23 protein-coding genes, 2 rRNA genes and 2 other annotated features are annotated in these 19,711 nt (G+C 40.5%); all 25 genes read left to right on the top strand.

Translation table 11 applies throughout. From position 1 onward, the window contains the following. A 23S ribosomal RNA gene (locus ES017_RS14265) occupies nucleotides 1-234 on the top strand; the annotation flags it as partial. Nucleotides 235-330: 96 nt separating this feature from the next. Continuing rightward, nucleotides 331-447, top strand: a 5S ribosomal RNA gene (rrf, locus tag ES017_RS14260). Nucleotides 448-617: 170 nt separating this feature from the next. Continuing rightward, complete coding sequence (locus tag ES017_RS14255) at nucleotides 618-1,079, top strand: CtsR family transcriptional regulator (protein WP_021095355.1); 462 nt, start codon at nucleotides 618-620, stop codon at nucleotides 1,077-1,079. A 14-nt stretch (nucleotides 1,080-1,093) separates the two neighbouring features. Beyond that, nucleotides 1,094-1,636 carry a protein-arginine kinase activator protein McsA gene (gene mcsA / locus ES017_RS14250; protein ID WP_021095354.1) on the top strand — a complete coding sequence of 181 codons (543 nt, stop codon included), beginning with the start codon at nucleotides 1,094-1,096 and terminating at the stop codon, nucleotides 1,634-1,636. Nucleotides 1,637-1,639: 3 nt separating this feature from the next. Further along, nucleotides 1,640-2,704 (top strand): protein-arginine kinase McsB, encoded by a 1,065-nt coding sequence (gene mcsB, locus ES017_RS14245; RefSeq protein ID WP_009361434.1) that lies wholly within the window; start codon nucleotides 1,640-1,642, stop codon nucleotides 2,702-2,704. 20 nt (nucleotides 2,705-2,724) lie between these two features. Continuing rightward, entirely contained in the window at nucleotides 2,725-5,157 is a 2,433-nt protein-coding gene (gene clpC, locus ES017_RS14240; RefSeq protein ID WP_021095353.1) for an ATP-dependent protease ATP-binding subunit ClpC, read from the top strand. A 58-nt stretch (nucleotides 5,158-5,215) separates the two neighbouring features. After that, nucleotides 5,216-6,610, top strand: a complete 1,395-nt coding sequence (gene radA / locus ES017_RS14235; protein WP_021095352.1) for a DNA repair protein RadA — start codon at nucleotides 5,216-5,218, stop codon at nucleotides 6,608-6,610. 90 nt (nucleotides 6,611-6,700) lie between these two features. Then, a complete protein-coding gene (locus ES017_RS14230) occupies nucleotides 6,701-7,789 on the top strand; it encodes a PIN/TRAM domain-containing protein (RefSeq protein ID WP_021095351.1) in 1,089 nt (362 codons plus the stop codon). Nucleotides 7,790-7,808: 19 nt separating this feature from the next. Beyond that, complete coding sequence (gene ispD / locus ES017_RS14225; RefSeq protein ID WP_171335230.1) at nucleotides 7,809-8,495, top strand: 2-C-methyl-D-erythritol 4-phosphate cytidylyltransferase; 687 nt, start codon at nucleotides 7,809-7,811, stop codon at nucleotides 8,493-8,495. Continuing rightward, nucleotides 8,495-8,977, top strand: coding sequence for a 2-C-methyl-D-erythritol 2,4-cyclodiphosphate synthase (ispF, locus tag ES017_RS14220; RefSeq protein WP_035063336.1), 483 nt, complete (start codon nucleotides 8,495-8,497; stop codon nucleotides 8,975-8,977). The genes ispD and ispF overlap by 1 nt, the downstream gene beginning before the upstream one ends. A gap of 63 nt (nucleotides 8,978-9,040) precedes the next feature. After that, on the top strand, nucleotides 9,041-10,501 hold the full coding sequence (gene gltX, locus ES017_RS14215) for a glutamate--tRNA ligase (protein WP_171335229.1): 1,461 nt from the start codon (nucleotides 9,041-9,043) through the stop codon (nucleotides 10,499-10,501). A 42-nt stretch (nucleotides 10,502-10,543) separates the two neighbouring features. Next, nucleotides 10,544-10,765: a binding site (T-box leader), on the top strand. 53 nt (nucleotides 10,766-10,818) lie between these two features. After that, complete coding sequence (cysE, locus tag ES017_RS14210; protein ID WP_009361476.1) at nucleotides 10,819-11,484, top strand: serine O-acetyltransferase; 666 nt, start codon at nucleotides 10,819-10,821, stop codon at nucleotides 11,482-11,484. Then, the gene (gene cysS, locus ES017_RS14205; RefSeq protein ID WP_171335228.1) at nucleotides 11,465-12,862 is read left to right on the top strand and encodes a cysteine--tRNA ligase; all 1,398 of its coding nucleotides are present in this window, start codon (nucleotides 11,465-11,467) and stop codon (nucleotides 12,860-12,862) included. The genes cysE and cysS overlap by 20 nt, the downstream gene beginning before the upstream one ends. 4 nt (nucleotides 12,863-12,866) lie before the next feature. Further along, entirely contained in the window at nucleotides 12,867-13,292 is a 426-nt protein-coding gene (locus ES017_RS14200) for a Mini-ribonuclease 3 (protein WP_021095346.1), read from the top strand. A gap of 3 nt (nucleotides 13,293-13,295) precedes the next feature. Continuing rightward, nucleotides 13,296-14,033, top strand: a complete 738-nt coding sequence (gene rlmB, locus ES017_RS14195) for a 23S rRNA (guanosine(2251)-2'-O)-methyltransferase RlmB (RefSeq protein WP_021095345.1) — start codon at nucleotides 13,296-13,298, stop codon at nucleotides 14,031-14,033. Between the two features lies 1 nt (nucleotide 14,034). After that, entirely contained in the window at nucleotides 14,035-14,544 is a 510-nt protein-coding gene (locus ES017_RS14190) for an NYN domain-containing protein (RefSeq protein WP_021095344.1), read from the top strand. 67 nt (nucleotides 14,545-14,611) lie between these two features. Further along, the gene (gene sigH / locus ES017_RS14185) at nucleotides 14,612-15,262 is read left to right on the top strand and encodes an RNA polymerase sporulation sigma factor SigH (protein ID WP_009361481.1); all 651 of its coding nucleotides are present in this window, start codon (nucleotides 14,612-14,614) and stop codon (nucleotides 15,260-15,262) included. 63 nt (nucleotides 15,263-15,325) lie between these two features. Further along, nucleotides 15,326-15,475, top strand: a complete 150-nt coding sequence (rpmG, locus tag ES017_RS14180; RefSeq protein WP_042535879.1) for a 50S ribosomal protein L33 — start codon at nucleotides 15,326-15,328, stop codon at nucleotides 15,473-15,475. 31 nt (nucleotides 15,476-15,506) lie between these two features. Beyond that, a complete protein-coding gene (gene secE, locus ES017_RS14175; protein ID WP_021095343.1) occupies nucleotides 15,507-15,689 on the top strand; it encodes a preprotein translocase subunit SecE in 183 nt (60 codons plus the stop codon). Nucleotides 15,690-15,807: 118 nt separating this feature from the next. After that, on the top strand, nucleotides 15,808-16,341 hold the full coding sequence (nusG, locus tag ES017_RS14170; protein WP_021095342.1) for a transcription termination/antitermination protein NusG: 534 nt from the start codon (nucleotides 15,808-15,810) through the stop codon (nucleotides 16,339-16,341). Between the two features lie 151 nt (nucleotides 16,342-16,492). Then, complete coding sequence (rplK, locus tag ES017_RS14165) at nucleotides 16,493-16,918, top strand: 50S ribosomal protein L11 (RefSeq protein WP_003397643.1); 426 nt, start codon at nucleotides 16,493-16,495, stop codon at nucleotides 16,916-16,918. 99 nt (nucleotides 16,919-17,017) lie between these two features. After that, nucleotides 17,018-17,719: a 50S ribosomal protein L1 gene (gene rplA, locus ES017_RS14160; protein ID WP_009361482.1), complete on the top strand. Its 702-nt coding sequence runs from the start codon at nucleotides 17,018-17,020 to the stop codon at nucleotides 17,717-17,719. Between the two features lie 51 nt (nucleotides 17,720-17,770). Beyond that, nucleotides 17,771-17,916, top strand: a sequence feature (ribosomal protein L10 leader region). 42 nt (nucleotides 17,917-17,958) lie between these two features. Next, nucleotides 17,959-18,459: a 50S ribosomal protein L10 gene (gene rplJ / locus ES017_RS14155; RefSeq protein WP_009361483.1), complete on the top strand. Its 501-nt coding sequence runs from the start codon at nucleotides 17,959-17,961 to the stop codon at nucleotides 18,457-18,459. A 45-nt stretch (nucleotides 18,460-18,504) separates the two neighbouring features. Beyond that, nucleotides 18,505-18,870: a 50S ribosomal protein L7/L12 gene (rplL, locus tag ES017_RS14150; RefSeq protein ID WP_003397647.1), complete on the top strand. Its 366-nt coding sequence runs from the start codon at nucleotides 18,505-18,507 to the stop codon at nucleotides 18,868-18,870. Between the two features lie 87 nt (nucleotides 18,871-18,957). Further along, nucleotides 18,958-19,557, top strand: a complete 600-nt coding sequence (locus ES017_RS14145) for a class I SAM-dependent methyltransferase (protein WP_021095341.1) — start codon at nucleotides 18,958-18,960, stop codon at nucleotides 19,555-19,557. The last annotated feature ends 154 nt before the right edge of the window (nucleotides 19,558-19,711 follow it).

Below are 19,711 nucleotides of genomic sequence, written 5' to 3'. Positions count from 1 at the left end.
CGGGATGGACGCACCGCTGGTGTACCAGTTGTCCCGCCAGGGGCACAGCTGGGTAGCTATGTGCGGAAGGGATAAGCGCTGAAAGCATCTAAGCGTGAAGCCCCCCTCAAGATGAGATTTCCCATCGCGTCAAGCGAGTAAGATCCCTTGAAGATGACAAGGTAGATAGGTCCGAGGTGGAAGCGTGGCGACACGTGTAGCTGACGGATACTAATCGATCGAGGACTTAACTAAACACACAAGAAAAGCGAAGAACGGTTCTTGACGTAGTCAAGAAAACATCTGAACTCCTGTTATCTAGTTTTGAAGGAACAATCCTTCATCATATTGCTCGGTGACGATGGCGGAGAGGTCACACCCGTTCCCATCCCGAACACGGAAGTTAAGCTCTCCAGCGCCGATGGTAGTTGGCGGGGCACCGCCTGCGAGAGTAGGACGTTGCCGGGCAAAGAAAAGACCAAGACGAAAATTGTCTTGGTCTTTTTGTTTTATTGAGTGAATGCAATGGGTAAAATATATGAGAAGAAAAGAAGGGATTCTTGCATTTTTGCAGAATTCCGTATATATTAAAATTAAAGTCAAATATAGTCAAAGTCAACTGACAGAGGAGGGATTATGTGAGGAATATCTCTGATGTCATTGAGCAATATTTAAAGCAAGTGTTAAATATGAGCGGAAAAGATATCGTCGAGATTAAACGAAGTGAAATTGCGGATAAATTTCAGTGTGTTCCTTCGCAAATTAACTATGTCATTAATACGCGTTTTACGTTAGAGAGAGGATATATTGTTGAAAGTAAACGGGGCGGTGGCGGTTATATTCGTATTATGAAAGTAAAAGCCCAAAATGCTTCTCAGCTCATTGACCATTTATTGTCCATCGTTCGGGATCGAATTAGTCAAACGAATGGAGAACATATTATTCAACGATTGTTAGATGAAAAGGTAATTTCACAGCGGGAAGCGAATATGATGTTAAGCATTATTGATCGCGCAGTTTTGTCTATTGACCTTCCTGATCGTGATGAACTGCGTGCACGCATATTAAAAGCAATGCTGACATCGCTAAAGTATATGTAAAGAGGGTGAATACTTTGATATGTCAAGAATGCAATCAACGGCCAGCGACGCTTCATTTTACTAAAATTGTGAATGGGGAAAAAACAGAAATTCATCTTTGTGAACAATGTGCGCATGAAAAAGGTGAAATGTTTATGTTCCCTCATCAAGGCGCTTTTTCCATTAACAATTTAATTGCAGGATTATTAAATATGGATGCATCACTAAAAGAACCAAAAGCGCCCTCTTTTCATAATGAGCATATATTACAATGCGAGCATTGCAAAATGACATATGCCCAATTTGTAAAAGTTGGTCGCTTTGGTTGTGCGAGTTGCTATGAGACGTTTCGTACCTATTTGCCCCCTATTTTCCGAAGACTGCATGGCGGGCATGTAGCCCATGAAGGGAAAATTCCGAAGCGGGTCGGTGGCACATTATATGTTCGTAAACAAATTGGACAGTTAAAACAAATGTTACAGGAGCTTATTGCTAAAGAACAGTTCGAAAAAGCCGCTGAAGTGCGTGATCAAATTCGGGAGCTTGAGACAAAACTAAACGCAGAAGGGGGCGCTTGATATATGAATGAATATGTATTTTTTCAACGCGCTCTAAGCCCATGGATGAACGAAGAAGGTCCAGATTCCGACATTGTGTTAAGTAGTCGCATTCGTCTAGCGAGAAACATGAAACAATACTCGTTTCCGACCGTATTTACAAATGAAGAAGCGATGCAAATCGTTCAATTGTTTGAACAGTTATTTTCACAAAGACGTCTCGGTCATATCGGTCCCTTTTTCTTATTAAAAATGAATGAATTACAATCGATTGAAAAGCGTGTGTTAGTCGAAAAACATTTGATTAGTCCTCATTTAGCTGAAGATTGTACATTTGGTGCATGTTTATTATCGGAACAAGAAGAAGCGAGCATTATGATCAATGAGGAAGATCATATTCGCATCCAATGTTTGTTTGCAGGCTTTCAATTAAAAGAAGCGTTAAAAATGGCTAACGCTTTAGACGACTGGATTGAACAACATGTCGACTATGCTTTTGATGAAAAATACGGATATTTAACTAGTTGCCCAACAAACGTCGGGACAGGATTACGTGCATCCGTTATGATGCACTTACCAGGACTTGTATTAACACAACAAATAAATCAAGTAATTCCAGCTATTAATCAGCTTGGTTTAGTTGTTCGTGGCACGTATGGAGAAGGCAGTGAAGCATTAGGGAATATTTTTCAAATATCAAATCAAATTACATTAGGAAAAAGTGAAGAAGATATTGTCGAAGATTTAACAGGAGTTGTTCGTCAATTAATTGAACAAGAGCGAATGGCTCGTGAGGCATTAGTCAAAACTTCTAACATACAATTAGAAGATAGGGTATATCGTTCTTACGGTGTTTTAACGAACAGTCGAATCATCGGTTCAAAAGAAGCGGCACAATGTTTATCCGATGTACGATTAGGTATTGATTTAGGTTATATTACGAACGTGCCAAAAACGATTTTAACAGAGCTAATGATTTTGACACAGCCCGGGTTTTTACAAAAATATGCAGGTGGTGCGTTGCGTCCGCAAGAGCGAGATGTTCGCCGTGCATCACTCATTCGTGAACGATTATACCAATGGAAGTAAATTAAAGGAGGTTGATGAGAATGATGTTCGGACGTTTTACAGAGCGAGCACAAAAAGTGTTAGCACTAGCACAAGAAGAAGCGGTTCGTTTGGGACATAACAATATTGGAACAGAGCACATTTTGCTTGGCTTAATTCGCGAAGGGGAAGGAATTGCAGCAAAAGCGCTTATGGCGCTTGGATTAGGACCAGATAAAATTCAAAAAGAAGTAGAATCACTCATTGGACGTGGAAACGAAGTAGGACAAACGATTCACTATACGCCTCGCGCAAAAAAAGTGATTGAATTGTCAATGGATGAAGCTAGAAAGCTTGGACATTCGTACGTTGGAACAGAGCATATTTTACTTGGACTTATTCGTGAAGGAGAAGGTGTTGCTGCACGTGTTTTAAATAATTTAGGGGTAAGCCTAAATAAAGCTCGTCAGCAAGTGCTTCAATTATTAGGAAGCAACGAATCGGCCTCAGGACATCATGGGGGAACAACGCATGCGAACACGCCGACATTAGACAGTTTAGCACGTGATTTAACAGCTATTGCACGTGAAGGCGGTTTAGACCCTGTGATTGGAAGAAGTAAAGAAATTCAACGTGTCATTGAAGTGTTAAGTCGCCGGACGAAAAATAATCCTGTTTTAATCGGAGAGCCAGGTGTAGGGAAAACGGCCATTGCCGAGGGACTAGCTCAACAAATTGTCAATAACGAAGTGCCAGAGACACTTCGCGATAAGCGTGTCATGACGCTTGATATGGGAACAGTCGTTGCAGGAACAAAATATCGCGGGGAATTTGAGGATCGATTGAAAAAAGTGATGGATGAAATTCGCCAGGCTGGCAACATCATTTTGTTTATTGACGAATTGCATACGCTCATTGGAGCTGGCGGTGCTGAAGGGGCTATTGATGCGTCAAATATTTTAAAACCTTCTCTTGCTCGCGGAGAATTACAATGCATTGGGGCGACAACATTAGATGAATACCGAAAATATATTGAAAAAGATGCAGCGTTAGAAAGACGCTTCCAACCAATTCATGTTGGGGAACCAACGGTTGAGGAATCTATTCAAATTTTAAAAGGTTTGCGAGATCGTTACGAAGCTCACCATCGCGTTTCTATTTCAGATGAGGCGATTGAGCAGGCAGTGAAGCTTTCAGACCGCTATATTTCGGATCGATTTTTACCAGATAAAGCAATTGATTTAATTGACGAAGCTTGCTCGAAAGTACGTTTACGTTCGTTTACGACCCCACCAAACTTAAAAGAGCTCGAACAAAAACTTGAGGAAATCCGCAAAGAAAAAGATGCAGCTGTACAAAGCCAAGAGTTTGAAAAAGCAGCATCATTACGCGATGCGGAACAAAAATTGCGCGAACAACTTGAAGAAACAAAGCGAGCATGGAAAGAGAAACAAGGTCAAGAAAACTCTGAAGTGACTGTAGAAGATATTGCAGCTGTTGTGTCAAGTTGGACCGGAATTCCGGTATCTAAATTAGCTCAAACAGAAACAGAACGATTATTAAAGTTAGAGGAGATTTTACATTCTCGTGTCATTGGGCAAGAAGAGGCGGTGAAGGCCGTTGCAAAAGCGGTGCGTCGTGCTCGGGCAGGATTAAAAGATCCAAAGCGTCCGATTGGCTCGTTTATTTTCCTTGGACCAACGGGTGTAGGAAAAACAGAGTTAGCACGAGCGCTTGCTGAAGCGATGTTTGGTGATGAAGATGCGATGATTCGTATCGATATGTCTGAATATATGGAGAAACATTCGACATCACGTCTTGTCGGTTCACCTCCAGGGTACGTCGGCTATGAAGAAGGTGGACAATTAACGGAAAAAGTTCGTCGCAAACCGTATTCTGTCATCTTGTTAGATGAGATTGAAAAAGCGCATCCAGATGTATTTAACATTTTATTACAAGTACTAGAAGATGGACGTTTAACAGATTCGAAAGGACGCACAGTTGATTTCCGCAATACGATTATTATTATGACATCAAACGTTGGTGCTGACGCTTTAAAAAGAAATAAATATGTCGGCTTTAATGTGCAAGACGAAAGCCAACAATATAAAGATATGAAAGGGAAAGTGATGGACGAGTTGAAAAAGGCGTTCCGTCCGGAGTTTTTAAACCGAATTGATGAAATTATTGTTTTCCATTCACTTGAAAAGAAACATTTGAACGAAATTGTTTCATTAATGGTTGAGCAATTGAAAAAACGCCTACAAGAACAACAAATCGATTTAGAATTAACGGATGCCGCAATTGAAAAATTAGCAGAAGAAGGTTACGATTTAGAGTACGGAGCGCGTCCGTTGCGTCGAGCAATTCAAAAACATATTGAAGATCGTTTATCTGAAGAACTGTTAAAAGGAACGATTGGAAGTGGACAAAAAGTTGTTATGGACGTAAAAGACGGTCAGTTTGTTGTGTTAACAACAGAGACAGTAAAATAACGAAAACAAGGTATGCTTACACGCATACCTTGTTTTTCATAATGAAAGGAATGGAGTAATGGTTAAGCGAAAAACGAAATTCGTTTGTCAACATTGTGGATATGAAACTGCGAAATGGATGGGGAAATGTCCAGGCTGTCATTCATGGAACGCAATGGTCGAAGAAACGGAAATAGTAAAACCACATAACCGTGCGCTATTTGTGCATACAGAAGGGGTAGCAGCCAAGCCTGTATCGATTACGACGGTAGAAACAACACAAGAACCGAGAATCGATACGAAGTTTACAGAGTTTAATCGCGTGCTCGGGGGTGGAATTGTTCGTGGTTCCCTTGTTTTGATTGGTGGGGATCCTGGTATTGGGAAATCCACATTATTGCTGCAAATTTGTGCTCAACTCGCAAACGATGCTCATCCTGTATTATATATTTCCGGGGAAGAATCAGTAAAACAAACGAAGTTGCGCGCCGAGCGGTTACATGTAACTGCTGAACATTTATATGTTTTGTCTGAAACAAATTTAGAGCATATTATCCAAACTGTTGATGAAATGAAACCATCGTTCGTTGTCATCGACTCGATTCAAACGATATATCGCTCAGAAATTACATCTGCACCAGGGAGTGTTTCACAAGTTCGTGAATGTACAGCAGAGTTGATGCGAGTAGCTAAAACGAAAGGTATTGCGATTTTTATTGTTGGGCATGTTACGAAGGAAGGGGCGCTTGCCGGACCACGCATTTTAGAACATATGGTTGACACCGTATTATATTTTGAAGGAGAACGTCATCATACGTATCGCATTTTACGGGCGGTGAAAAATCGATTTGGTTCTACAAATGAAATCGGTATTTTCGAAATGAAAGAAGCAGGGCTAGCTGAAGTAAAAAACCCATCAGAAATTTTTTTAGAAGAGCGCTCTAAAGGAGCTGCTGGATCAACGGTCGTTGCTTCTATGGAAGGAACGAGACCGGTGTTAGTGGAAATTCAAGCATTAGTATCACCGACTAGCTTTGGAACGCCGCGTCGAATGGCAACAGGAATAGATCATAATCGCGTTTCTTTACTAATGGCTGTGCTTGAAAAAAGGGTTGGCTTGCTTCTCCAAAACCAAGATGCTTATTTAAAAGTAGCTGGTGGCATAAAGTTAGATGAACCTGCGATTGACTTAGCCATTGCAGTAAGTATCGCTTCGAGTTTTCGTGATCAACCAACAAATCATACGGATGTCGTGATTGGGGAAGTCGGATTGACAGGTGAAGTACGTCGCGTCTCTCGCATTGAACAGCGTGTACAAGAAGCTGCGAAGCTCGGTTTTCAACGCATCATTATTCCGAAAAGCAACATCGGTGGCTGGAACATTCCAAAAGATGTTGAAGTTATTGGGGTGGTCAATGTAGAAGAAGCGCTATATTATGCATTAGGAGAAGGGAAAAATCGCCCAATATTTTAACAAAACCATTAAAAAATCATTAAAAATCATGTTCAGATTGGTTTCAAACATTGGAAACTGTTTATAATGTAATAGAGGAGGTGAAAAAACGTGTTAAAACGAATTGTGCAAGCATCTTTTTTAATTACTGGGGGCATGTTAGGAATCATTTTCTTTCCTACTTTGTTGAAGCTGTTGCACTTAGACGATTTTCCTTATGTCGATAGCCCATATGTAGCGGCCCCAGTTGGTGCGATCATCGTATTCCTTCTCACGTTTTGGTTAGTCGATCATGTGGTTGGACTTATTCATTGGATGGAAGAAGCGTTAGTCAAAGCACCTGTAACCGATTTGTTATTTGGAAGTCTCGGTTTAATTTTCGGATTGATTGTAGCCTTTTTAGTCGTTATTCCATTAAACTCTATTCAAATTCCGCTTGTTAATACGATCTTGCCCATTTTCCTTACGCTATTGTTAGGGTATTTAGGATTTCAAGTCGGATTTAAAAAGCGCGATGAGTTAATGAACTTATTTTCTTTGCCAAATCGGACAGGAAAGAAAAAAGGTAGCGAAGAAGAAGAGAAAAAAGGTAAATCGCTGAAAATTTTAGATACGAGTGTCATTATTGACGGTCGTATTGCGGATATTTGTCAAACGGGCTTTTTGGAAGGGACGATTGTCATTCCGCGCTTTGTTCTAGAAGAATTGCAACATATTGCTGATTCTTCCGATGCGTTAAAAAGAAATCGCGGACGAAGAGGGTTAGATATTTTAAACCGTATTCAAAAAGAGTTAGCTATTAACGTTGAAATATACGAAGGCGATTTTGAAGGAATTCAAGAAGTCGACAGCAAGCTTGTAAAATTGGCGCAATTGACATCAGGAGTTGTTGTGACAAATGACTTCAACTTAAATAAAGTGTGTGAATTACAAAATGTTCCTGTGTTAAATATTAACGATTTAGCGAACGCGGTAAAACCGATTGTTCTTCCGGGAGAAGAATTAAATGTTCATGTCATTAAAGATGGGAAAGAACAAAATCAAGGTGTTGCTTATTTAGATGATGGAACGATGATCGTTGTAGAAGATGGGAAGGACTATATCGGAAAACGAGTTGATGTGCTTGTGACGAGCGTGTTACAAACATCAGCTGGAAGAATGATTTTTGCTAAACTAAAGCTACTTGAAAAAGCATTATAAGCTGTTAGGAGTTAGGAAAATGAATTATCATGTCGTTATACCGGCAGCTGGTCAAGGAAAACGAATGAATGCAGGAATGAATAAACAATTTATCGAGCTTGAAGGAGTACCCGTTATTATTCATACGTTACGTGTATTTGAACGAGATGATTTTTGTCAAGGCATTGTGTTAGTCATTAATGATCAAGAACGTGAGCAGTTCGTTCATATGCTTCATCGTTTTGAAATAAAAAAAGTGAAAGCCCTCGTTTCAGGAGGGGAAGAAAGACAGCAGAGCGTCTATAATGGGTTAAAAGCGGTGAATGGTAATCATATTGTACTCATTCACGATGGTGCTCGTCCGTTTGTAACGATGAAAAAAATTCACGAACTCGTTCGAGTAACAAAAGAAACGGGAGCAGCTGTGTTAGCTGTTCCTGTCAAAGATACGATGAAACAGGTGATCGATGGCCAAGTTGAAAAAACGGTCGATCGATCGAGCTTGTGGGCTGTACAAACGCCACAAGCTTTTTCCATGCCATTAATTATTGATGCTCATGAACGAGCGAAAAAAGAACAGTTTATCGGAACAGATGATGCGAGTCTCGTTGAACGGATCGGTCATCGCGTCGTTATTGTAGAAGGAGAATATACGAACATTAAACTTACAACACAAGAAGATTTATTATTTGCGGAAGCCATTTTACGTGCGAGAGGGGATCGATGATGTATCGAATTGGACAAGGGTTTGATGTCCATCAGTTTGCTGAAGGGCGTCCACTTATTATTGGTGGAATACACATTCCGTATGAAAAAGGGTTGCTTGGACATTCCGATGCGGACGTATTGCTTCATGCGATTGCTGATGCATGTTTAGGAGCGATCGGTCAAGGAGATATTGGAAAACATTTTCCGGATACAGATGAGGCTTACAAAGATGCTGACTCTGCACTCTTATTACAACGTGTATGGAGCCTTGTACGCCAACATGGGTATACGCTTGTGAATGTTGACTGTACAATTATTGCACAAAAACCGAAAATGGCGCCATATATTGCAAACATGCAAAAACGAATTGCCGAGTTGTTAGAAGGAGACGTTTCACAAGTAAACGTCAAAGCGACAACGACAGAAAAGCTTGGCTTTACAGGGAGAGAAGAGGGAATTGCCGCACAAGCCGTCATTTTGTTACAAAAAAATAATGAATGATGGATTTTGTATGTCGTTTACGGTACAATGAGGTACAGAAATTAGGTAGATGGAGGTTATGGCATGTCACAGGAAGTAAGGGTGCGTTACGCACCGAGTCCGACGGGTCATTTACATATTGGTGGTGCGCGCACAGCGTTATTTAACTATTTGTTTGCTCGTCATCATGAAGGAAAATTTATCGTTCGCATTGAAGATACAGATATTGAGCGAAATGTAGAAGGTGGTGAGCAATCACAACTTGAAAACTTGAAATGGCTCGGTATTGAGTATGATGAATCTGTAGATAAAGATGGTGGATACGGTCCTTATCGCCAAACGGAGCGTCTGCACATATATCGCCAATATACAAACGAATTGTTAGAAAAAGGACATGCATACAAATGTTTTTGTACACCTGAGGAGTTAGAACAAGAGCGTGAGGCGCAAAAAGCGGCAGGTATTGCAGCGCCACAATACAGCGGAAAATGCCGTCATTTAACTCCAGAGCAAGTTCAACAGCTAGAAGCGGAAGGCAAGCCTTATACGATTCGTTTAAAAGTACCAGAAGGAAAAGTATATGAATTTGAAGATATGGTGCGCGGTCGAGTATCTTTTGAATCGAAAGATATCGGTGATTGGGTCATCGTAAAAGCGAACGGTATCCCAACGTATAACTTCGCTGTCGTGATTGATGATCATTTAATGAAAATCACACATGTATTTCGCGGCGAAGAGCATTTATCGAACACGCCGAAACAGTTAATGGTATATGAATATTTCGGTTGGGAGCCACCAAAATACGCACATTTAACGCTTATTGTGAATGAAAATCGCAAAAAATTATCAAAGCGCGATGAGTCAATTATTCAATTCGTTTCCCAATATAAAGAGCTTGGATATTTACCAGAAGCGATGTTTAACTTTTTTGCGCTGTTGGGCTGGTCTCCTGAAGGAGAAGAGGAGATTTTCTCAAAAGAAGAACTTATTCGCATTTTTGATGTTTCACGCTTATCAAAATCTCCATCGATGTTTGATAAGCAGAAACTGACATGGATGAACAACCAATATATTAAAAAGCTTGATTTAGATCGACTAGTTGAATTATCGCTTCCTCATTTAATTCGAGCGGGGCGCTTGCCAGAACAAATGACCGATGAACAAAAACAGTGGGCTCGTGATTTAATTGCGCTATACCAAGAGCAAATGAGTTACGGTGCCGAAATTGTTCAGTTATCAGAGTTGTTCTTTAAGCAAGAAATCGAGTATGATGAAGAAGCAAAGGCTGTTTTAGATGGCGAGCAAGTATCGCTTGTGTTAAAAGCATTTTATGAGCAAGTGGAGCAGCTCGCAACGTTTGATAGTGATCACATTAAAGCGGCAATTAAAGCGGTACAAAAGGAAACGGGACAAAAAGGGAAAAACTTATTTATGCCGATCCGTGTAGCAGTAACAGGGCAAACGCACGGTCCAGAACTTCCAGAGGCTATTCGTTTGCTCGGAAAAGAAACGGTTATGTCCCGATTAGCGAAATTGATCGGTTAACATTTCTTTGTCTATATAATAAAATAGGTGTAAGTCATATCGGTGAAAGCGTCGATGAGGAGAAGTAAAAAGAGTCAGCATGTCAGAGAGAACCACCTTGGCTGGAAGTGGTTTATGCTCGATTCTTTTGAAATGCACCTCGGAGCCTCCTTTCGAACCAGAGACGTTCTGCAGTAGAATGGAGCGGATTCCCTTCCGTTATAAGGGCAAGAGTGAGCCTTTTGGCTAAACAGAGTGGAACCGCGCTAATGAAGCGTCTCTGTGTCATCGTACACAGAGACGTTTTTTATTTAGAAGATAACAAAGGGGGGAACAGCATGTTTAAAACATTAAAAGAAGACATTGAAGTGATTTTCGAACAAGATCCAGCAGCAAGAAGTTATTTAGAAGTTATTTTAACGTATTCTGGGTTACATGCGATTTGGGCACATCGCATTGCACATGCGCTTTATAAGCGAAAATTTTACTTTTTAGCTCGCCTTATTTCACAAATTAGCCGCTTTTTTACCGGCATTGAAATTCACCCGGGGGCAAAAATTGGTCGCCGCTTTTTCATCGATCACGGCATGGGAGTTGTCATCGGGGAAACGTGTGAAATTGGTGATAACGTAACGGTGTATCAAGGTGTCACACTCGGTGGAACCGGTAAAGAAAAAGGAAAACGTCATCCGACGATTAAAGATAACTGCTTGATTGCAACCGGTGCGAAAGTGCTTGGTTCCATTACTATTGGGGAGAATAGTAAAATTGGGGCCGGTTCGGTTGTGTTGAAAGATGTACCACCGAACTCAACGGTTGTCGGCATTCCAGGGCGTGTCGTTGTACAAAATGGAGTGCGTGTCAATAAAGATTTAAATCATTGTGATTTACCGGATCCAATTGCAGATCGTTTTAAAGAGTTAGAAGCAGAAATCGAGCAACTAAAAACACAATTAGAAGAACTAAAGAAAGGAACGGTGAACCATGAGCATTCAAGTGTATAATACGTTAACGCGAAAAAAGGAACCGTTTATCCCATTAGAACCAAATAAAGTAAAAATGTATGTGTGCGGACCGACAGTATATAACTATATTCATATTGGCAATGCCCGTCCGGCTATTGTATTTGATACTATTCGCCGCTACTTACAATTTCGTGGGTATGAAGTCCAATATGTTTCTAATTTTACCGATGTAGACGATAAACTTATTCGAGCGGCAAGAGAACTAGGAGAAGATGTACCGACCATTGCAGAGCGGTTTATTGAAGCGTATTTCGAAGATATTACAGCGCTTGGTTGCAAAAAGGCAGATGTTCATCCTCGTGTGACAGAAAACATTGATACGATCATTGAATTTATTGAACAGCTCATCGAAAAAGGATATGCGTACGAAGTTGACGGCGATGTATATTATCGCACACGTCGCTTCTCTGATTACGGGAAACTATCGCATCAATCGATTGACGAATTAAAATCAGGCGCTCGTATTGAGGTTGGGGAGAAAAAAGAAGATCCTCTTGATTTTGCGTTATGGAAAGCAGCAAAAGAAGGGGAAATTTACTGGGATAGTCCATGGGGGAAAGGTCGACCAGGATGGCATATTGAATGTTCAGCCATGGCGCGTAAATATTTAGGAGATACGATTGACATTCATGCCGGTGGGCAAGATTTAACGTTCCCGCACCATGAGAATGAAATTGCCCAATCGGAAGCGTTAACAGGGAAAGTTTTTGCGAAATATTGGTTGCATAATGGCTACATTAATATCGATAATGAAAAAATGTCAAAGTCGCTTGGAAACTTTATTTTAGTGCATGACATTATTCAGCAAGTTGATCCGCAAGTGTTGCGTTTCTTCATGCTTTCGGTTCATTATCGTCATCCAATTAACTATAGCCAACCGTTGCTTGACAGTGCAAAAAGTGGGTTAGAACGTCTAAAGACAGCGTATGCGAATGTAAAACATCGTTTAGAAAGCAGTACAAATTTAACGACAAATGATGAACAGTGGTTAGCGAAAATTGAGGAGTTAAAAAACGAATTTATTCGCGAAATGGATGATGATTTTAACACAGCAAACGGGATCGCGGTTTTGTTTGAACTAGCTAAACAAGCGAACGTATATTTGATGGAGAAGCATACCTCTCAAGCGGTTCTTCAAAAGTTTTTACAACAATTTGAACAGCTTTTTGATGTCCTTGGTCTTTCTTTAAAACAAGATGAATTGCTTGATGAAGAAATTGAAGCGCTCATTCAACAGCGAATTGAAGCAAGGAAAAATCGCGATTTCGCTTTAGCTGACCGCATTCGTGATGAACTAAAGGCGAAAAACATCATTTTAGAAGATACACCACAAGGAACGAGATGGAGAAGAGGATAAAACAATGTTGCACTTGTTTCCTAAAATTAAAGATTTTCAACAGTTAAACGGTTTAACGTTAGCTTACATTGGTGATGCCGTATACGAGTTATTCGTACGGCATCATCTCCTTGCCTTAGGAAAAGTAAAACCAAACGATTTACACAACTTAGCAAAAACGTATGTTTGTGCTAAAGCACAAGCGAAAGTGTTGCAATGGTTGCTGAATCACAATCAATTATCTGAGCAAGAAATTGCTGTTGTTCGACGTGGACGTAATGCAAAATCTGTGAGCACTCCGAAAAATACAGACGTACAAACGTATCGTCAAAGTACAGGGTTTGAAGCATTAATTGGCTACCATTTTCTAAATGGGAATGAAGAGAGGCTTCATCAATTAATGCAATGGGTGTTTGATGTACAACACAATGATGAGGAAAGGGGGATTTAACGCATGGATCTCATTATCGGTAAAAACCCGGTATTGGAAGCATTAAAATCCGGACGAGAAATGAATAAAATATGGATTGCTGAAGGTTCGCAACGCGGTCAAATGCAGCCGATTATCCAGCTTGCTAAAGAGATGGGAATTACGGTGCAATACGTTCCTAAAAAAAAGATGGACCAGTTAAGCGAAGGGAATCATCAAGGGGTCATTGCGCAAGTTGCGGCATATCGATACTACGACGTAGATGACTTGTTCAAAAAAGCCGAAGAACGTGGAGAGGCACCACTTTTTATCATTTTAGACGAACTTGAAGATCCACACAATTTAGGATCCATTATGCGAACGGCTGATGCAGTAGGTGCTCATGGCATTATTATTCCGAAGCGTCGTTCGGTCGGTTTGACCGCAACAGTCGCAAAAGCGTCAACGGGTGCAATTGAACATGTTCCTGTTGCGCGTGTCACGAACTTAGCACGAACAGTAGATGAATTGAAAGATCGGGGAGTTTGGATTTTTGGAACGGATGCAAAAGGAAATGAAGATTATCGCCAACTAGACGGGGTCATCCCGTTAGCGTTAGTCATTGGTAGTGAAGGAAAAGGAATAAGCCGTTTATTACGCGATAAGTGCGATGTGCTCGTTCGCTTGCCGATGGTTGGACATGTTACATCGTTAAATGCTTCCGTTGCGGCTAGCTTGTTAATGTATGAGGTGTATCGAAAACGTCATCCATTAGGTGAGTAAGATGGATATTTTAATCGTTGATGGCTACAACATCATCGGTGCTTGGCCGGAATTGCGAGAACTACGGGATGTAGATTTAGCTTTGGCGCGCGATCGACTTGTCGAGAGAATGGCGGAGTATCAAGCATTTACCGGCTGTAAAGTGATTATTGTTTTTGACGCACACCTCGTACAAGGAACAACAAAAAAATATGTCGATCATCAAGTAGAAGTCATTTTCACAAAAGAAAATGAAACCGCAGATGAACATATCGAGAAATTGGCAAAGTCGCTCCAAAAAGTTCGGACGAAAGTATACGTGGCTACATCAGATTATACAGAACAATGGGCGATTTTTGGTCAAGGGGCGTTGCGCAAATCAGCACGAGAGCTACTCATTGAGGTGGATGCGGTGCAGCGAAATATTTCAAGCAACGTCAAGCATATTCAACAAAAAAAGCCGATATCAAAAATTCCTCTGACAGATGAAGTCGCAAAAATTTTCGAAAAATGGCGAAGAGGGGAAAAATGAACGATTGACCCTGTAAAAAAATGTACTGTATAATACTTTTATCCATGTGCAGGGCGGGGGGATCGGCGTGAGCGCGAATGCAAATGAAAAACAACAAAGCCGTTATGAACAACTAGAAGATGAAACGATTGTAGAACTTGTGCATCAAGGTGATAGTGAGGCGCTTGACTATTTAATTCATAAGTATAAAAATTTTGTCCGAGCGAAAGCACGTTCATATTTTTTAGTCGGTGCAGATCGCGAAGATATTGTACAAGAAGGAATGATCGGATTATATAAAGCGATCCGAGATTTTAAAGAAGATAAGCAGTCATCGTTCAAGGCGTTTGCCGAGCTGTGCATCACGAGGCAAATGATTACAGCGATAAAAATGGCTACGCGCCAAAAACATATTCCGCTTAATTGTTATGTTTCATTGGACAAGCCGATTTACGAAGATGATTCTGCCCGTACATTAATGGACGTTCTTTCGGGAACGAAAATAACAAATCCTGAAGAGTTAATCATTAATCGCGAAGAGTTCGATCATATTGAAGAAAAAATGACTGAACTGCTTAGCGATTTAGAGCGGAAAGTGCTTCTTCTTTATTTAGAGGGTCGATCATATCAAGAAATTTCTGAAGAGCTCAATCGCCATGTGAAATCGATTGACAACGCGTTGCAACGCGTAAAACGCAAGCTTGAAAAGTATGTAGAAATTCAAGGGATTCGTTTATAATATTGACATAAAAAAATATTGTGTGATACAGTTTTTAAGACGTAGTATATCGGAGGAAAACGTATGCGCAAAAAAGTAATTTTAGCGTGTAGCCAATGTTTAAACAGAAATTATTCAACGATGAAAAATGTGGCGCAACACCATGAACGACTTGAGATGAAGAAGTTTTGTAAAACATGCAATACGCATACGATTCACCGTGAAACAAAGTAGTTGATGATCCCGAGACGTTGGAGGGTTTTATATGCAACGAGTAACGAAATTTTTCCGCGAAGTTGTTCGCGAAATGAAAAAAGTCAGCTGGCCGAAACGAAAAGAACTAGTGAATTATACGATTACTGTTTTAGCGACAGTTGCATTTTTCACTATATTTTTTGCGGTTGTCGATTTAGGAATTTCAGAGTTAGTTCGTTTTATACTTGAATAGGACTAGTATATCCATGGTATAATGGAAGATAACAAACAGAAATAAAGCCCGGTAACGGGTTTTTATTTTGCCTAAAAAAGATTTGTTTAGGGAGGGAAGGACGGTATCGTCCCAGCTAATGGAAAAGAATTGGTATGTTATTCATACGTATTCAGGTTATGAGAATAAAGTAAAAACGAACTTAGAAAAGCGCGTTGAATCGATGGGTATGCAAGATAAAATTTTTCGTGTCGTCGTGCCTGAAGAAGAAGAAACAGACACAAAGGGCGGCAAAAAGAAAGTTGTTAAAAAGAAAGTATTCCCGGGTTACGTGCTTGTAGAAATGATTATGACAGACGATTCTTGGTACGTTGTCCGCAATACGCCGGGGGTAACAGGATTCGTTGGTTCAGCTGGCGCTGGATCAAAACCGACCCCGCTTCTCGAAGAAGAAGTTTCGGCAATTTTAAAACGAATGGGTGTCGACTTGATTGAGTTAGAATTTGATTTTGAATTGAATGAAGCGGTTCGCATTAAAGAAGGACCGTTCGCAAATTTTGTTGGAACGATTCAAGAGATTGAGATGGAAAAACAAAAAGTAACCGTGCTTGTTGATATGTTCGGACGTGAAACACCGGTAGAACTTGACTTTTCGCAAATCGAAAAAATATAATAGTAAACAACTTGCAAATAGGAAAGAAAAGTGATAATATTTTAAGGTCAGTATGTCTCAATCATTGAGACGAATGCGATGATTGTTTTCATATATGGAGTGGGAGGGAACATCCCTAATACCACATCACGGACTTAAGGAGGTGTGTCTCGTGGCTAAAAAAGTAATTAAAGTTGTCAAATTGCAAATTCCTGCAGGGAAAGCGAATCCAGCACCACCAGTCGGTCCAGCATTAGGTCAAGCTGGTGTTAACATCATGGGATTCTGTAAAGAATTCAACGCTCGTACAGCTGATCAAGCAGGTTTAATTATTCCTGTTGAAATTACGGTATATGAAGACCGTTCATTTACATTTATTACGAAAACTCCACCTGCTGCTGTATTACTGAAGAAAGCGGCTGGTATCGAGTCTGGTTCTGGTGAGCCAAACCGTAATAAAGTGGCAACAGTAAAGCGCGACAAAGTTCGCGAGATTGCTGAAACAAAAATGCCAGACTTAAACGCGGCGAGCATTGAAGCAGCTATGCGCATGATCGAAGGAACAGCGCGCAGCATGGGTATCGTCATCGAAGACTAATCTGGCTGGAGAAGGTTGCGGAAGCGGACTATATAGTTTTCGCAACCTTTATTCGTGGGAGGTCTTTCCGTTAAAACCACAAAAAGGAGGAAATAAAACATGCCAAAAAGAGGAAAACGCTACTTAGAGGCAGCGAAATTAATTGATCGCTCAAAAGCATATAATGTGCAAGAAGCAATCGAATTAGTGAAGAAGACAAATGTTGCGAAATTTGACGCAACAGTAGAAGTTGCTTTCCGTTTAGGAGTCGATCCGAAGAAAGCGGACCAACAAATCCGTGGTGCAGTTGTATTGCCGCACGGTACAGGTAAAGTTCGCCGCGTGCTAGTGCTTGCGAAAGGTGAAAAAGCGAAAGAAGCTGAAGCAGCTGGTGCAGATTATGTAGGCGATACAGATTACATCAACAAAATTCAACAAGGTTGGTTTGAGTTTGATGTCATCGTCGCAACTCCTGATATGATGGGTGAAGTTGGTAAAATCGGTCGTATTTTAGGACCGAAAGGATTAATGCCAAACCCTAAAACAGGAACAGTTACATTTGATGTGGCGAAAGCAGTCAACGAAATTAAAGCTGGTAAAGTGGAATATCGCGTTGACAAAGCTGGAAACATCCATGTGCCGATCGGTAAAGTATCGTTTGATACAGAAAAATTAGTAGAAAACTTCACAACAATTTACGAAACAATCTTGAAAGTGAAGCCAGCAGCAGCGAAGGGCACATACGTGAAAAATGTAACAGTTGCTTCAACAATGGGTCCTGGTGTGAAAGTGGATCCTTCTACTGTTGCTGTTGCGCGCTAATATAGATCTTGACTTTTTAGAAACGCTTTAGTACAATATTCATTGTTTGAAAAGCGAATATCATTTGTACCGTAGACAGTAGGTGCCTCAAGCAGGCTTAATTTCCTACCGAGGTGTTGAAACTGATAAATAAGTGCATGCGTGCACTTTCAGGGGCCTCCATGTCTACGTTGACATGGAGGTTTTTCATTGGACGGTATAAGTGGTGTTGAAACTCAACTTCTACAGGAGGTGTTGACATGAGCAGCGTACTTGAACAAAAGCAGCAGTTAGTAGCGGAGATTGCTGAAAAGCTTCGTGCGAGCAAATCAACGATCATCGTTGATTACCGTGGCTTAAATGTCGCGCAAGTTACAGAACTTCGTAAGCAACTTCGCGAAGCAGGGATTGAGTTCAAAGTGTACAAAAACACATTAACTCGCCGTGCTGTTGCTGAGTTAGGTTTAGAAGGTTTAGATGAAACGTTAACAGGTCCGAATGCGATCGCATTCAGCAATGATGATGTCGTTGCTCCTGCGAAAATTTTAAACGAATTCGCGAAAAAGAACGATGCGTTAAAAATTAAAGCAGGTATCATCGAAGGTAACGTAGCGACATTTGAAGAAGTTAAGGCGCTTGCAGAGCTTCCGTCTCGCGAAGGCTTGCTCTCTATGTTGCTTAGCGTTCTTCAAGCACCAATCCGCAACTTCGCTCTTGTTACAAAAGCAGTTGCTGAGAAAAAAGAAGAACAAGGTGCTTAATTTACAAATCGCCTAAAATTAAAACATTAAGGAGGAAGATCGATCATGACTAAAGAACAAATCATTGAAGCGGTTAAAAATATGACTGTTTTAGAATTAAACGACTTAGTAAAAGCAATTGAAGAAGAGTTTGGTGTAACTGCTGCTGCTCCTGTAGTAGTTGCTGGCGGTGCTGCTGCTGGTGCTGCTGCTGAAGAAAAAACTGAATTCGATGTTATCCTTGCAGATGGCGGCGCACAAAAAATCAAAGTTATCAAAGTTGTGCGTGAGCTTACTGGTCTTGGCTTAAAAGAAGCAAAAGACTTAGTAGACAACACTCCAAAGCCAGTTAAAGAAGGCGTTTCTAAAGAAGAAGCTGAAGAAATTAAAGCGAAACTTGAAGAAGCTGGCGCGAAAGTTGAAATTAAGTAATGATGTAAAGAGGCTCGCTCGTAGTAGCGAGCTTCTTTGTGTTTTTATGTTCGTTCGTTTACAATGAAGAAAAGAGAGGTGAAGACGATGGGTGATCACTACTATACTGAACGGCCAACGGTAGAAAGTAAGCCTTTTCAATGGGCGTATATGTTGCGAGGTCATCAGTTTTTGTTTACGGTCGATCAAGGTGTATTTTCAAAAAAAGAAGTGGACTTCGGTTCGCGATTGCTAATTGAAACATTTGTTGAACCGAATGTGCAAGGAAATATTCTCGATGTAGGTTGTGGATATGGACCGATCGGTTTAGCGCTAGCGAAAGATTTCCCGCATCGAACTGTGCATATGATCGATGTAAATGAGCGAGCAATCGAACTAGCGAAGAAAAACAAACAGCAAAACGGTATTGAAAATGCACGAATTTACATAAGTGATTTATTTCAGCGAGTAGAAGGAACGTTTGCTGCCATTGTGACAAACCCACCGATTCGTGCTGGAAAAGCAGTCGTCCATTCGATTTTTGAACAAAGTGCAAACTACTTGCTTTCTGGCGGACAGTTATGGGTTGTCATTCAAAAGAAGCAAGGGGCTCCATCTGCATTAGAAAAGTTAAAAACGATTTTTGATGAAGTTGATGTTGTGGAAAAGAAAAAAGGTTACTTTATTATTCGAGCACAAAAAGCTTGACGCTCAATTTTGTGTATGGTACCATTATAAAATGCTAAATGTGTATTTTTTTTAGTTTACGTATGCTGTGTATGTATGTATAATTTTAGTTTTAAAGGAAAAACTTATAAAATATATAATAGGTCAAACATGTGGTTTTCTTATAAGAAACCAT

This window comes from Anoxybacillus sp. EFIL (assembly GCF_013096955.1).
GTDB lineage: Bacteria > Bacillota > Bacilli > Bacillales > Anoxybacillaceae > Anoxybacillus > Anoxybacillus ayderensis.
Note: the sequence above shows the minus strand (reverse complement) of the source record. Positions and strands in the feature narration are given on the sequence as shown.

What these genes read in the sequence shown, in the direction of transcription:
- mcsB (WP_009361434.1), top strand. Translation starts at nt 1,640, where the DNA reads ATGAATGAATATGTATTTTTTCAACGCGCTCTAAGCCCATGGATGAAC.
- clpC (WP_021095353.1), top strand. Translation starts at nt 2,725, where the DNA reads ATGATGTTCGGACGTTTTACAGAGCGAGCACAAAAAGTGTTAGCACTA.
- radA (WP_021095352.1), top strand. Translation starts at nt 5,216, where the DNA reads ATGGTTAAGCGAAAAACGAAATTCGTTTGTCAACATTGTGGATATGAA.
- ispD (WP_171335230.1), top strand. Translation starts at nt 7,809, where the DNA reads ATGAATTATCATGTCGTTATACCGGCAGCTGGTCAAGGAAAACGAATG.
- ispF (WP_035063336.1), top strand. Translation starts at nt 8,495, where the DNA reads ATGTATCGAATTGGACAAGGGTTTGATGTCCATCAGTTTGCTGAAGGG.
- gltX (WP_171335229.1), top strand. Translation starts at nt 9,041, where the DNA reads ATGTCACAGGAAGTAAGGGTGCGTTACGCACCGAGTCCGACGGGTCAT.
- cysE (WP_009361476.1), top strand. Translation starts at nt 10,819, where the DNA reads ATGTTTAAAACATTAAAAGAAGACATTGAAGTGATTTTCGAACAAGAT.
- cysS (WP_171335228.1), top strand. Translation starts at nt 11,465, where the DNA reads ATGAGCATTCAAGTGTATAATACGTTAACGCGAAAAAAGGAACCGTTT.
- ES017_RS14200 (WP_021095346.1), top strand. Translation starts at nt 12,867, where the DNA reads ATGTTGCACTTGTTTCCTAAAATTAAAGATTTTCAACAGTTAAACGGT.
- rlmB (WP_021095345.1), top strand. Translation starts at nt 13,296, where the DNA reads ATGGATCTCATTATCGGTAAAAACCCGGTATTGGAAGCATTAAAATCC.
- ES017_RS14190 (WP_021095344.1), top strand. Translation starts at nt 14,035, where the DNA reads ATGGATATTTTAATCGTTGATGGCTACAACATCATCGGTGCTTGGCCG.
- rpmG (WP_042535879.1), top strand. Translation starts at nt 15,326, where the DNA reads ATGCGCAAAAAAGTAATTTTAGCGTGTAGCCAATGTTTAAACAGAAAT.
- secE (WP_021095343.1), top strand. Translation starts at nt 15,507, where the DNA reads ATGCAACGAGTAACGAAATTTTTCCGCGAAGTTGTTCGCGAAATGAAA.
- nusG (WP_021095342.1), top strand. Translation starts at nt 15,808, where the DNA reads ATGGAAAAGAATTGGTATGTTATTCATACGTATTCAGGTTATGAGAAT.
- rplA (WP_009361482.1), top strand. Translation starts at nt 17,018, where the DNA reads ATGCCAAAAAGAGGAAAACGCTACTTAGAGGCAGCGAAATTAATTGAT.
- rplJ (WP_009361483.1), top strand. Translation starts at nt 17,959, where the DNA reads ATGAGCAGCGTACTTGAACAAAAGCAGCAGTTAGTAGCGGAGATTGCT.
- rplL (WP_003397647.1), top strand. Translation starts at nt 18,505, where the DNA reads ATGACTAAAGAACAAATCATTGAAGCGGTTAAAAATATGACTGTTTTA.
- ES017_RS14145 (WP_021095341.1), top strand. Translation starts at nt 18,958, where the DNA reads ATGGGTGATCACTACTATACTGAACGGCCAACGGTAGAAAGTAAGCCT.